We start from the raw sequence: 13,670 nt of genomic DNA on the forward strand, positions 1-13,670 counted from the left end.
TAATTAATAATAAAGAATATGGATAAAAGCTGGTAAAAATAAATATAGGATGGAATTTGATATGTTAAGGATAAGTAATATTAAGCTTCGTGCTGATTTTGACCCAAGTAAGGAAAAAGAACTTTTGGCTCGGAAAATTCAGAAAATACTAAGGGTCAAACAGGACAAAATATTGTCTTTTCGTATTTCAAAGAAATCGATCGACGCAAGGGAAAAAAATAATGTTCTGCTTGTTTATTCTGTTGATGTTGAAATTGAAAACGAGAAATCTTATTTAGGAATAAAAGATGTTTCATCCCACGAACCATTTGAATATGTAATCAAGAAAACAAAAAAAACCCCCCGTCCTGTAGTAGTAGGCAGCGGGCCTGCTGGACTGTTCTGTGCCTTGGTACTAGCAGAACATGGTTTAAACCCAATTGTTGTTGAGCAGGGAATGGACGCAGATCGAAGAAAAATAGCTGTTGAAAAGTTTTGGAAATACGGCGTACTTGATACTAATAGCAATGTACAATTTGGTGAAGGAGGAGCAGGAACATTTTCAGATGGTAAATTAACAACAGGTGTTAAAAATATTAGGATTCCAAAAGTATTAAAGGAATTCGTAGATGCAGGCGCTCCTAAGGAGATATCCTATTTATCAAAGCCCCATATTGGAACTGACGTTTTGATAACGGTTGTTAAAAATATTCGTAAAAAAATAGAACGGCTAGGTGGGGAGTTCCGTTTCGAAACGAAAATGAAGGAACTTATTATCGAAAATGGTGGAGTTAGAGGCTTGCTACTAGAAAAACATGGAGAGTCGGAAGTTATAGAAACCGATGCTGTTGTTTTGGCGATTGGGCACAGTGCTCGAGATACTTTTTATATGTTAAAGGATTTAGGTGTAGACATGATACCGAAGCCTTTTGCTGTAGGTGTGCGCATTGAACATCATCAAAAAGAAATCGATTTACAGCAATTTGGTAGCTGTGTCAATAACCCACTACTGGGTGCATCTGATTATAAGTTAAATGCACATCTTCCCAATGGACGAGGTGTTTACACATTTTGTATGTGCCCTGGAGGTTATGTTGTTGCTGCTGCATCAGAAAAAAATGCTGTAGTTACAAATGGTATGAGCTATAGCGCAAGAAGTGGTGAAAATGCTAACAGTGCATTGCTTGTTTCTGTCACACCAAATGATTTTAATGGAGAGGTTTTGGCGGCAATAGAGTTTCAAAGAAAACTTGAGCGAAAAGCATTTGAACTTGGTGGCAGAAATTATTTTGCACCAGTTCAATTGGTCGGCGATTTCTTAGTAAATAAGGGTAGTACACAACTTGGCGATATAATGCCAACTTATACCCCGGGCGTTACACCAACGGACTTAAGAGAATGTCTTGATGATTTTATCGTTGATAGTTTAAAAGACGGTTTGCAAAAAATGGATAAAAAGCTTCCGGGCTTTATTAAACATGATGCAGTTTTATCAGCTGTAGAAAGCAGAAGTTCGTCACCAGTTACAATTAAGCGAAATCCGCTGACATTTGAGTCGAACATCAAAGGATTATACCCTTGTGGTGAAGGAGCAGGTTATGCTGGGGGTATCACGTCGAGTGCTGTTGACGGTATAAAATGTGCAGAAGCGTTAATGGAGATTGAAGTTTAGTTATTGTTACAAGAAATAGACCATTACCTTTGGCGAGGCGGTCTATTTCTTTTTGTTAAGTGTTAATGTGAATATATCGTTATATTGAACCTGTGCAATCATAGTATTAGTTAGATTACTAGAAATAAAGGAGCTAATTGTGAAAATAATAGTAAGTTCAGTAATTTTGTTATTAATTATGACTATAAATGTAGAGAATATTGGTAACGCATCTGGTTTTGAAGCAATATCGTCACCAGATTCTTCTTTTGAGGAAAATAAAAATGTGTCTCCTGAGCAAAATATTTCTGCTTTTTCAAAAGGTACATTTCAATCCAAACATACTGTAAAACAAGGACAAATGACTTTTTTTCTAAATAAAGCACTTACGTTACCTGCAGGTCAAGTAAATGGGGTAACAAATGCTGCTATGAATTTGGCAGCTTATGAATCAATCATAGATAATAAAGCAATGAATAGAGCTACCAGATACATAGATGGTAGAAGCTACCCTGATGACCAAAATATTGTTCATGACAAACAGTATCCATCATCGATTAAAGGTTTATTAGAGCAATCGTTACAAAGTACCCCAAGTATGCCGAATATGACTGTGAAGTTTCTTGATGTAGGGCAAGGTGATGCCATTTACATTGAATATCCTAATGGAAAGACAACCTTAATCGATGCTGGGCGGCATGATACGATTATTGACTCGGCGTTAAAAGCAGAAAATATTACACATATTGATACATTTATTGGGACACATCCGGATGCTGATCATATTGGTGGTGCAGCTTATGTGATTAATAACTATAAAGTCACTAAAGTGATTGATAGTGGCCAAACAAACAATACTTTAGCATATAGCGATTATTTAAAAGCTATCGAAAAAACAGGCGTTCCTGTTGAAACAGCTGCTATTGGTCATAATATTTCTGATGATGAAAATGTATCGGCACAAGTTTTATATGTTGATCATGCAGCTACTGAAACAAATGATGGCTCTATCGTTATCATGCTAACCTATGGCTTAACGGATATTTTGCTAACTGCTGATGCTGAAGTAGCGGTCGAAAAATATTTGATAAATCACTATAATTTGAATGCGGAAATTCTAAAGGTAGCCCACCATGGTGCAAATACAGGTACAAGCAGAAGTTTTATAAAGGCTGTGAACCCAGCTATCGCCATTTTACAATATGGCTTTAACTTATTTGGTTTGCCACATGCTGAGGTTGTAAACGATTTACTTTCATCGAGAGCTACTCTTTATTCAACATTTAATGGCGGAACAATCACGATAAACACAGATGGGAAAGGTTATTCAATTGGACGGGAGTCTCACAAAGATACAGTAAGAAGTACCGAAACTTCTAATCAATTACAAATTACTGCAAAGGATCTGGACGGAGAAATCGTAACGATAAAAAATATTGGTCAAATGCCTGTCAATCTAACAGGCTGGATTTTACTAAGTGTTAAAGGGAAACAAACGTTTGTGTTTCCGGATGGATTTATACTGAATGGTAGCGAATCAGTAAATATTACCTCAGGTCCCAACGCAGTTGATGATCCACCATTAAGCCTAAAATGGACTCATTCATATATATGGAACCAGAAAGGTGATCCGGCTAAATTATACGATCCGTTCGGCAAATTGATTCAACAACTAAAATAATAGACGGAAACATAAACCAAATACAAAAAAATGCATCAACAGAATATACAAACACTGTTTGATGCATTTTTTATACTCTTCATCAATAAGTTGTTATAGCAAAAACATCGCAACAACCGTTGTCACGACTAAACCAATCACAACAGGTACAAGGTTACGCCTCGCAAGCTCAAATGGATTAACACCGCAGATTGCAGCAGCTGGAATCAGCGCCCATGGGACAATTGTACCACCACCCATAAAAGACATATAACTATTTTGCTGATAAAATCAGGATTTTCCTATGATCTGTTGATGACCGTTTGAATTCATCTTCCGTATCAATCGCAAGTTGGCTAAATAAGGTAGTCATCATTTGCTTCCTTTCGTAGTCATCGGCATACTCCCAAAGTGATGTTATATTCTCTGCTATATATTTAATTTCATCCGCATTTTCCTTTGGTGTCATATAGCTCTTTAATTCAGCTTGTATTTTTTTCTCTTGCTCTCGGAGTGATTCTGTTTTTTTGACCAACTCGTCTATATCTATTATATCCATTTCGAACATTGTTTTTTGCTTCTTTAATAACTTTTGTACGTTATTCAATTCGTTTTCAAGTTCTTTAAGGATATCTGAAGAAACTTCATTGTTTTCAGTTGGGCCTTTGATATTTTTGAGTAAATCATCTAAATTAAGAAGGACTGTTTGGACTAGGTGCTTCTCTAAAATAATATGGCTTGTGCACTTTTTACCTGCTTTTTTTCCGCTGCACCTATAACCCTTTTCCTTGTTACCATTTCCGGCTCTATGTCCGGACATTGAATGGCCGCAACGGCCGCATTTTAATATGGATGAGAAATAGTAATTGCTTGTTTCACGTTTTCCGCCGAAGGTGCGTCTTTTGTCTAGGATATCCTGCAACTCCCAGAATTCGTCCCTTGGAATAATCCTATCGTGATCACCTTCAAATAATTCCTTTTCTCTTGGTGGCTTTTTATATTCTTGTACCGTTTTACTAAAGGTAAGATACCCACAATATACAGGGTTATTTGCAATATCACGGATCGTGTCAACATGCCAATCGCCACCTTTGCGAGTTTTATAGCTTAGTGATGTTAGTTTTTTGGCAATCGTGAGAAAACCTAATGTTCTTGATAACTTAAAAACCATTTTAACAACGTTCGCTTCTTCCTTATCAATCACAAGTTTCTTATCAACAATTCTGTATCCATAGGGGGCCATGCCACCCTTCCATTTTCCGGACCTCACTTTCTTTTCTTGTCCAAACCGGACACGTTCGGCTATCTGTTCACGCTCCAATTGTGCAAAAGCTGATAAGATACCAATCATTGCACGACCAAATGGGGTAGAAGTGTCAAGATTTTCAGTTAAAGAAACGAATTCAACTTTGTTTTTTAGAAAGTAATCTTCAATCAATGTCAACGTGTCTCTTTGGGAACGTGATAAACGATCCAACTTATAAACTAGTACTCTATTTACTTCATTTTGCTCAATATGCTTAAGCATAAGCTGCAGCTTTGGTCTATCCATATTCTTTCCGGAAATACCTTCATCTGCATATATAGTAAAATCAGTCCATTCTTTTGAAACACAATAAGCTTCTAATTTTTCGCGTTGGGCAGGTATTGAATATCCTTCTTTCGCTTGATCCTCTGTGCTGACGCGGATATAAATTGCTACTTTCATGAGTGTTCACCTCAGTTTAATTATATGAAAGTATTTTGCCTTCACAAAGCCCAATAAGTTCCAGTCCAGGTTTTAATAATCGTAATATACTGTTTGGTCACTTACCATGGAATATGATTGCTGGAGAATTCTGTTTTTGATTCTTTCCAGTCGTTTTTGACATAGCGATTCTGTCACCCGAAACATGTTGGACATTTCACTAAGAAGTAATGGTGTAGGTTGTGTGTAATCTATGAAGTGTAGCATATGGTGTGGTACAGCAGCATACATCATGAAGTTATTGGCATCTCGTTCCTGCAGCTCCCGGAATGCATTAGGCATCATCGTTTGGTGACCAGTGTGGCGCAGGATATGGCAAAGCTCATGAAAAAACTGCTCGTACTTTTCTTTTGGTGTGGATCTACAGTCTAGGGTGATTGCCTTGAACCGGCCGTTTACATCGTACCTGGAAGGGTAGGGGTGCTGCTTTATGTATATTTCAAAATATCTTGCTATTATTACAGGGTTTATATCTTTTGGTCTATGAATATTTAAACGCTTGTACATATTGGTTACCCAGTCTTCCAGGTGGCTTGTAACATAACTATTCTCCAATTATTTCACCTCTCGACATAATTATACAAACGTTTGTTCTAATAATCAATAAAAGAAAAAGTCCTTGTTTAAGGACTATTTCTCAGCTGGGTGCTTTGTTATAAAATGGTCGAATTTAGTATCAAGTTGAATAGCAAGGGTTTTTGCTTTAATTAGACTTAATAAATTTCTTCCGTTTTTTATACTTTCAAAGTCATATTTATTAAAATCTAATATAAATATTTTTTCATCTTTTGGTTTACTTAGATAAACCTTTTTTGTTAATCCTACAGCATCATTCCAACCTTTACCAGTAAGTCCGTGATACGAAAAAAGAAGACCCAGTTTTACATTTGATGTTCCAAGTAATGATGCAAACTTACCTACCCAGGTTACACCAACTTTTTCCTCGTAATTTTTGCATTCAGACAATATAATGTCATCCTTTAAATCTATATAACCCTTCAATTTAAATTCCCTACCTCTAGAATTTAAGGTTATTAGTTGATCTATTTCATTTGTGCTGGTATGAATTCGTTCTAATACCTCAAATACAGAAGATTTCTCAAATAAGAAAGTAACTACTTTCTCTAATATTTCGCCTTTTTCAGCAGTATTTGCCTGGGAATTTTTGCGATGTAAACTTTTTAATTCTTTTAATAAATCTTCATATTCAACTTTTTCTTTTGTTGAGAGAGATGTGATAATTTGAAATTTTAATTCTTCCTCATTCATATCGCTAAGCAATTGTTGCTTAGTTAATTCATCTGGTGTAAACCCTTTTTCCATTAATCGACCAACACCTTATAAACAACAATAGTATTTTCCATCGGGTTTAGTCCGATTTCATTCCCACATACTTCACACTCGAAATTAGTTGGGATTTCTCTAATAGTTTCGTAAATCGCTCCAGTATATTTCTGACAATTTGAGCAATAAACCTCGTAATTACGTTGAATTAGACCCATTTCTTGAATTAATTCTAGCAATTGATATGAGGCTTTCATGTTTATATTCAATTTACGTATTAAGACGCCCGGATATATGATCTCCCCTTTAGTATAATTGGAGAGAAGTTCGGTCAGTATAGTCAATCTTCTTTTACTGATTAGTGGTTTCGTCTCCGGGCTCATCAAAGAGTTCATCAACTTCTCTTTTATTTTCGATAAGATATCGGGTGACATAATTCATCCTCTCCATTTCGTTTTTATTACTGAAATAATACTGGAGGAGACTATAATCTTGATTATTATAGTTAAATTGGAACTTTACTTTTATTGCTTTTGATTTTGATTCATTTTTCCAAGTTAATGATATCCAAGGTAAATCGGACTTTTCCTCGGTTTCTAAAATAAAATTTTCGAGAATTTCTTTAATCTCTATGGTATCGTCGCTTTTTTCAAACAAATCTTGATTTTCTTTTATCAATGCTTTTAGTTCACCTAATAAAGGTAAAACATCCTCATCATTTTCACCAGTATCCAATATTGCTTTTTTCTTACTTTTGAGATTCATCGCTTGAGCACTTACGTAAACCTCTTTTGTATCCTTTTTTGAAATATGCTCTATAACTGGTGAAATATTAATAGCTTCTATTTCACAATTAAGGTTTTCTTCCAGCCAATCTAATACAGCATCAGTTTGTTTTACATAAAAATATTCGTTATTTCCCCTTAAATATCCTTTAACTTGTTCAAACCTCAGTTCAAGAATATTTAAATCTTTATAAATGACAGCTAATATTGGATATTTTAAAGTAAGCTTATTTTGAGTATCTGGTGAAAAGCCGGATAATAAACGACTAAACTTTAATATAAAAATATTTTCATCTACATCATATTTTGTTGGAATGATAGAGGATGTATCCTTAAAAAGGACATCGTTATCTTCACCAATAGATTGAAAAGTTTTTATGATACCTCTAGAAACTAATTGATTTATTGTTTCTTCAAATAAATCGTTAACTTTAAAAATTATCGAATATTTATAGGCTTTTTTACATTCAATTTCTTCAACTTTACTGAGTATTATTTTACTTTCTGTTATACATTTCTTAAGCTGTGTTTTTTCATCAAAGATCCCAGTTAAATCGACTGCCCCTTCTTTTGGAACAAGTTGATTTTCAAAATACACCAAATTATCTTTCTTTAAGGCTTTTATTATATTTTCAATATGGTATTTTGGGTAAATTTCATTAATAGTTTGTACCATACATTCCTTATAATCAACCATATTATCGCTCCTTAATTATTCATTTATTTCCATTAAAGGACATTTTTAAAAGATGTTTTAAATACAAAAATATACACCTAAAACATTTTTTCAGTTGTAGGTGCCTCGGTGATTATTTTTATTTAATTTATTATTCCAATTACTTACCGCTCACAGGCAATTCCATCGTTATCTCTGTCTTTACCTTTGTTTGCTTGATACAGTTCGTTTGACACAGTTGGCTTAGATTTTGTTTTACCACCTTTGTTTTTCACCGTAGCAGAAATAGCGACGCCGCCTGGATAAACTTTATTTAACTCTTTGCAATTTTTATAAAACTTCGCTTGCGCATGTACTATACCAGTAGTTGAAGCCCCTGTTAGCAGTCCAATACTTAGTAAACCTATAACCAACTTTTTCATAGTAATCACCCTTATCTCCCTTGTTTTAATTAATTTATTATTCCAACCCATCGGTATCATTATCATCTGGATTATACTTTCTTTCTTTTGCTTTATGAGCAACCCATTCAAAGTGCTTGCGGATCTCCTCAACATCTTCCGGACCGAAGCTTTTCCATTTTTCAATATCAAAGAAACCTGAGGCTCCTTCTTTTAGTCCGAGATTCTTGATTATTTTATTTATTTCTTCAATGGGGTTGAAGTCTTGGTTTTTACCGTCTGGTTGTGTTGGGTGGTCTGAGGTGCCTAAGAGATAGTCGGTTGAGACATCGAAAAACCTAGCAATTTTTTTAATTGTCTCTATATCCGGCTGTGTGTCACCAGTTTCATAACGTGCATAAGTGGAACGATTTATATTCAGTCTGTTAGCTAACTCTTGTTGCGAAATATTAGATTTATTTCTTAATTCTTTTAGACGGTTATTTATACTCATAAGAATCCCTCAATTTCATGGTTATCCACTTAATTATAAGTGAAAAATATTCACAAAAAAATAATTGTGCAAAAAATTAACAATATGTATTGACTGTGCATAAAACGCACATTATAATAAGTGTATAAATTGCACAAAGGCGGTGATAAAGTGAATAAGAATACTTGGTTAGTTAATTTAAGAACTACCGCTGAATTAACACAAGAAAAGGTAGCTGACCTTGTTGAAATTGACCGTTCGTATTACACCAAGATTGAAAATGGTCTAACACCAAGTGTTAGAGTTGCGCAGCGTATCGCAAATGTTCTTGGTTTTAATTGGACGATTTTTTTTGAAAAAGATTGTGTAAAAAATGCACACAAAATTGAAACAGCCTAACTATACCAGGTTAGGCCAAAATATACAAAACTTGAGGTGGTGACTGCATGGATATCACAAAGAACCGGTTTTTGTCATCTTGTATCGATAAGTTGTGCGAAGTTTACCAGTACATGGATAATCCTAATTACTGCGAAAAAGAGGAAGCTATAGATTTACTTGAGACTGTAATAAACGCCTTAATTAGCGACATGGACCATAAGTAACAGGTTAGTACATGTGTCCCATGAGAATACAATGAAGCACATCAAAAAAAGGATGGTGATTCCGATGGAACTTCAAGGATTCGAGCTCACAGAAGAAAAGGTTCAAAAGCTTAAGCCAATTTTCGAAAGCATCCTTTCCCGTAAGTATGGTAGGGAAATAAAGTTTACTGAATTAACCGTAGGTAACATTACCATCAATACTCATTCAGGCGAAAAAACAAGAGAATTAGCTTAATCCTTAAATATGGGGGCTAAAAAGCTCCACTCTTTTTCACCTATATGCGGAAAAAGTTTCAAACATAAAAATATATGCAGCACTTATCTAAATAATTCAAATTCATTATCTATATAAATTTTAAATCACTAGAAGTAGAAATTTGGTAAAAAAAGGAGTGGTAAAAATGGGAGTTGGTAACTATATGAAACAACTCCGGGCCGACAACAAGGAAAGTCAACAACGATGGTCAATGGACTTTGATGTATCAAGAGAATCAATATCGGCTTACGAAACAGAAAGAGCAAGAATTCCAGAAGACATTTTGCAAAAAGTAACGGAGAAATACAATGATCCATGGCTCGGATTAATCGCAGCTGCTGAATACACAGGTTGGGGGCCGCAAAAATTAGATGGAGAATCCATTGATTTGCATCGATGCGCTGTTGCAATGAAAACAGAGGAGGAACTAAAAGAGGCATTACAAGCAATAGCAAATGTTCATATGGCAGCCAAACCAAGTTCCCTGCAAGCCTATGAGAAACAGGCTATGGAGAAAGCCCTTTTGGAATGCATTGACTCCATTACAGCATTAACCCATTTTGTAGCTGTCATCAGCCAGGACTACGGATTTTCATGGATTAAGATGTGGGAAAAACATCGGGTGAAGTTAATTGCTCGTGGGTATTTAAAAAAAGCTTAGAAAGGATGATAAAAATGGATGCTAAAAGAGAAATTATTAAATTAGCATTATTGCTCGATGAAATTTTGGAACTATATGTATTTGTTGATTATAGCAGTCATGTGAAACAAATAAGCGTAAGAGTTTTTGACGTTAAAGAAGGTTATGACGCTAATGAGTCGCCTTGGTCCGAATATAACATTGAGTTGTTAAATGAACGCTTTTATTTTGATTTTCCAAGTGACGAAAGTGTTAAAAAATTTGAGGACATAAAGGTATTTTTACAAAACGAAATCGACAAAAGAATAGCAGTATAAAGGAGTTAAATTATGAAGCATCAGCTTAACTTAATACCAGAAGGAAAAAAAAAGCTGCAAGTGCTCCAACACTCACAGCCTAAAACAATTATAAAAAGTAGTAATTAAATATTATCATACTTAATTCGACAAGACAACGTTATAAACGTTCTTGTCGATAAGGACATGAACTTGATACTAACCTCCCATCCCTGAAAATAGATGTCAAGTTTTATGAAAACACTCTGATTTCCTGTCCTTATCGATGTGAACTGCATCAGAAAGGTGGTGAACGACAATGGCCGCACAATTCCGTAAATGCTTTGTAGTTTTTCCGTCAACACATAGTATCTATGCTACTCAAATTAGTATTAAAACATTAATCAATCAATTACATGAGATGGATTCAGAGCTTGATACAGAAATTGTATTCAATGAGGTAGAAAAGAAACTGGAGATTAAGGTCTTATTTTCAAATCGATTTAGCGAAATTGAAAGTCAAGATGAAATAGAATCAAGCGATAAAAGTGTATCCATTAATTTTAAAAATATATCTGTATCGCGTTTAATTGAATATTTAACAAACTTTTCGATATGGCTTTCGAAGATTGATAAGCACAAACATCGTGTATTATTGTCATTCGATAATGGCATTTTAATGGCCGATATCGAAGAGATAAAAACGATTGAGAGAACTGCAAATGTCTCTGCAAGACCGGAAAAACTGCTTCTCATCGATGGCTCAAATCTATTGCATATCGGTTATTTTGCTACAAAGAAAAGCGCTATGAAAAATACACAAGGTGTTTTAACAAATGGTGTTTATGTATTTGCACGCACATTCCTGAATTTGCTAAAACAACTACAGCCAACGCATGTTGCGGTTTGTTTTGACAAAGGAAGAGAAACGTTCAGAAAGTCATTATATCCGGACTATAAGGGACATCGTGATGAAAAAGATGAGGAACTAATAAAGCAGTTTGATGTTACAAGGGAATTATTTAGAAAGATGAATGTAAGTCAATTCGAAAGCGATGATTACGAAGCGGACGATCTAATAGGCACACTATCTAAAAGATGGTCCAATGAGAAAAATACACCGTGTTATATTGTATCGAATGACCATGATCTTTATCAGCTACTTGGTACCCATGTTGCTCAAATTGTACAAAAGAAAGGAAATACAAATCTATATAGACTAGTTGATTTTAAAAATCAGTACGATGTAGAGCCGGAACAATGGATTGATGTGAAAGCGTTGCTTGGTGATACATCCGATAACATACCTGGAGTAAAGGGAGTTGGCGAGAAGGCGGCCATACCATTGATTCAGAAATACGGCAGCATTGAAAAACTATACGAGAATATAGAGGAACTTCCAGAGCATGGATTCAGTAGATATTTTCATTCGTTAGTTTATGGCAAGGATAAAGCGTTTTTGAGCAAGACCCTGGCGACTATTATCACGAATGTTCCAGATGCCTCAAATCAGGACCTTGATTCGTTGAAATTAAACGTTGATAAGAGAGCGATGATAGCAGAGTTTCAGCGCCTGCAGTTTAATTCTATATTGCATCAAATTAAGCAGGGCGTATTTAGAGTTTCATAGAAAGCGAGGTTGGTACCATGTCAATATGTGGACAAGCTGTTGATAAGCAAAAAGAAAAGAAAGTTAGGGATAAGATTATCAGAATACTAGATGGTAATTGCACGAATTGTTTTACAAAACTCAATAATAACAAACTATATGGCTCAATAAAAGCGCATAAGTACTGTATTGAAACATGTGAAGTCGGTAAGAAACTTCAACAACTTGGAGAATTGATTGGAAAAGAAAAGAATCCCCTTTGGTCAAAAGATGAGGTTCAATATTTATTAAACCATTATCAACTATACAGTATCGATCATCTAGCAAAGCGATTAGGCCGTACTCCGGAGGCTGTAGAAATCAAATTAAAAAGATATCTAAGCAGAAGGAAGAATAAAAATGCCGGCACTGTATGAGATTGAAATTTGCGAACATAAAAAAGATGATTTTAAGACGCTTTACTCAGCACTACTATTTGCTGATGTGGTCAGCGAGTGCAGAAGCAAAGCATCAGAAATCATCACCGTGTTGGCTATTAAGGAGCCAACACATATTTTTATACAAGAATTAAATATTTAAAAACTAGTTGTATTTTATCACAAACAAAGGACGGTGAACAACATTGAGTAAACTGCTTCTTGATGATGAGCCTTTAGTGGTGCTGCCATCGCTAGCTAAGGTAATTGGTCTAAATGAGAGCATTGTTCTTCAACAGCTACACTATTGGATACAAAAGAGCAATCATGTTCACGATGGCTTTACATGGGTTTATAACAGCGTGAAGAAATGGCAGGACCAGTTCCCTTTTTGGAGTGTCAGTACCATAAACAGAGTTATTAAAAAACTGGAAAATGATAATTTAATACTTTCAGATAACTTTAATAAAAGTAATTTTGATAAAACAAAATGGTATCGAATTAATTATGAAAAATTAGGTGAACTATCATCAGAAAATCAGAAAAATCGATTTAGTCAAAATGAACAAATCGATGATGTTAAATTGAACAAACCGATAATTTCAAAATGGCCAATGGAGAATGTCAATTTGACTAAACCAATACCAGAGATTACTTCAGATATTGATGATGATGATAATGATGAAGAGCGCACGCATAAATCTGAAATTGATTTTAGTGACGGGGTTCCTACGACCGTACCTGAACAGCAGGTGAAAGAAGTATCACTAAATCAAGATCCAGATAAAAAAGCAGCAGCCATTGAACAACGGTACATACAACAAAGAGCATGTGGACTGTTTTTAAGCGCTAAAGATTTACAAGCAATTTATGAAATTGCTAAAAGCAATATTGAACTAAGTGACATAATTGCATGGCTTGATGAATCGTTTTCGTTATTTAAGCCAAAATTCAATGGTGACAAGATTAATAGTTTTATTTACTGCAAAACGCACATTTTGCATAGGCATTACGAAAAGCAAATGCGTGCTGAAGCGAAGCAACAGAAAGGCGTTGGCACAGCTGCAGCTAGAAATAAAAATAATGATGCCTATAAAAAGCGCCAGAATTTATTAAAAGGAACTCAAGACAAAGAGCATGAAATTATCGAGCTGACTGAGGAAGAACGGACGGAAAAGAAAAATAAACTTTTTTCCATGCTTGAATAGGGGTGT

At 35.0% G+C, this 13,670-nt stretch carries 17 protein-coding genes; 10 read left to right on the top strand and 7 right to left on the bottom strand.

Going from position 1 to position 13,670, the window contains the following annotated elements; all coding sequences use genetic code 11:
* Positions 1-61 precede the first annotated feature (61 nt).
* Positions 62-1,651: an NAD(P)/FAD-dependent oxidoreductase gene (locus ACNQFZ_RS18310; RefSeq protein ID WP_458412740.1), complete on the top strand. Its 1,590-nt coding sequence runs from the start codon at positions 62-64 to the stop codon at positions 1,649-1,651.
* Between the two features lie 139 nt (positions 1,652-1,790).
* Entirely contained in the window at positions 1,791-3,311 is a 1,521-nt protein-coding gene (locus tag ACNQFZ_RS18315) for an MBL fold metallo-hydrolase (protein ID WP_458412741.1), read from the top strand.
* Positions 3,312-3,404: 93 nt separating this feature from the next.
* Here ACNQFZ_RS18315 and ACNQFZ_RS18320 read toward each other — a convergent pair whose 3' ends face one another.
* From ACNQFZ_RS18320 to ACNQFZ_RS18350, 7 genes are all read right to left on the bottom strand, one after another.
* Entirely contained in the window at positions 3,405-3,560 is a 156-nt protein-coding gene (locus ACNQFZ_RS18320) for a hypothetical protein (RefSeq protein WP_458415477.1), read from the bottom strand.
* Positions 3,561-3,564: 4 nt separating this feature from the next.
* A complete protein-coding gene (locus ACNQFZ_RS18325; RefSeq protein WP_458412742.1) occupies positions 3,565-4,998 on the bottom strand; it encodes a recombinase family protein in 1,434 nt (477 codons plus the stop codon).
* A 72-nt stretch (positions 4,999-5,070) separates the two neighbouring features.
* A complete protein-coding gene (locus ACNQFZ_RS18330) occupies positions 5,071-5,592 on the bottom strand; it encodes an ImmA/IrrE family metallo-endopeptidase (protein WP_458412743.1) in 522 nt (173 codons plus the stop codon).
* Positions 5,593-5,667: 75 nt separating this feature from the next.
* Positions 5,668-6,360 carry an acetylglutamate semialdehyde dehydrogenase gene (locus tag ACNQFZ_RS18335; protein ID WP_458412744.1) on the bottom strand — a complete coding sequence of 231 codons (693 nt, stop codon included), beginning with the start codon at positions 6,358-6,360 and terminating at the stop codon, positions 5,668-5,670.
* Between the two features lie 312 nt (positions 6,361-6,672).
* Positions 6,673-7,803, bottom strand: a complete 1,131-nt coding sequence (locus ACNQFZ_RS18340; protein ID WP_458412745.1) for a hypothetical protein — start codon at positions 7,801-7,803, stop codon at positions 6,673-6,675.
* Positions 7,804-7,946: 143 nt separating this feature from the next.
* The gene (locus ACNQFZ_RS18345) at positions 7,947-8,204 is read right to left on the bottom strand and encodes an excalibur calcium-binding domain-containing protein (protein WP_458412746.1); all 258 of its coding nucleotides are present in this window, start codon (positions 8,202-8,204) and stop codon (positions 7,947-7,949) included.
* Positions 8,205-8,241: 37 nt separating this feature from the next.
* A complete protein-coding gene (locus tag ACNQFZ_RS18350) occupies positions 8,242-8,676 on the bottom strand; it encodes a helix-turn-helix domain-containing protein (protein ID WP_458412747.1) in 435 nt (144 codons plus the stop codon).
* 150 nt (positions 8,677-8,826) lie between these two features.
* Between ACNQFZ_RS18350 and ACNQFZ_RS18355 the strand changes: the two genes are divergently transcribed.
* The 8 genes from ACNQFZ_RS18355 (at position 8,827) to ACNQFZ_RS18390 (ending at position 13,664) form a co-directional block, all read left to right on the top strand.
* Positions 8,827-9,054 (top strand): helix-turn-helix domain-containing protein, encoded by a 228-nt coding sequence (locus ACNQFZ_RS18355; protein ID WP_458412748.1) that lies wholly within the window; start codon positions 8,827-8,829, stop codon positions 9,052-9,054.
* Between the two features lie 270 nt (positions 9,055-9,324).
* Complete coding sequence (locus ACNQFZ_RS18360) at positions 9,325-9,495, top strand: hypothetical protein (protein ID WP_458412749.1); 171 nt, start codon at positions 9,325-9,327, stop codon at positions 9,493-9,495.
* Positions 9,496-9,661: 166 nt separating this feature from the next.
* Entirely contained in the window at positions 9,662-10,177 is a 516-nt protein-coding gene (locus ACNQFZ_RS18365) for an XRE family transcriptional regulator (protein ID WP_458412750.1), read from the top strand.
* Positions 10,178-10,191: 14 nt separating this feature from the next.
* On the top strand, positions 10,192-10,473 hold the full coding sequence (locus ACNQFZ_RS18370; protein WP_458412751.1) for a hypothetical protein: 282 nt from the start codon (positions 10,192-10,194) through the stop codon (positions 10,471-10,473).
* A gap of 277 nt (positions 10,474-10,750) precedes the next feature.
* Complete coding sequence (locus ACNQFZ_RS18375; RefSeq protein WP_458412752.1) at positions 10,751-12,061, top strand: 5'-3' exonuclease; 1,311 nt, start codon at positions 10,751-10,753, stop codon at positions 12,059-12,061.
* Between the two features lie 17 nt (positions 12,062-12,078).
* Positions 12,079-12,456, top strand: coding sequence for a zinc-finger domain-containing protein (locus ACNQFZ_RS18380; RefSeq protein ID WP_458412753.1), 378 nt, complete (start codon positions 12,079-12,081; stop codon positions 12,454-12,456).
* A complete protein-coding gene (locus ACNQFZ_RS18385) occupies positions 12,440-12,619 on the top strand; it encodes a hypothetical protein (protein ID WP_458412754.1) in 180 nt (59 codons plus the stop codon). Before ACNQFZ_RS18380 ends, ACNQFZ_RS18385 begins: the two co-directional genes overlap by 17 nt.
* 43 nt (positions 12,620-12,662) lie before the next feature.
* Positions 12,663-13,664, top strand: a complete 1,002-nt coding sequence (locus tag ACNQFZ_RS18390) for a hypothetical protein (protein ID WP_458412755.1) — start codon at positions 12,663-12,665, stop codon at positions 13,662-13,664.
* Positions 13,665-13,670: the final 6 nt, after the last annotated feature.

The organism is Schinkia acidoalkalinis (assembly GCF_054301215.1).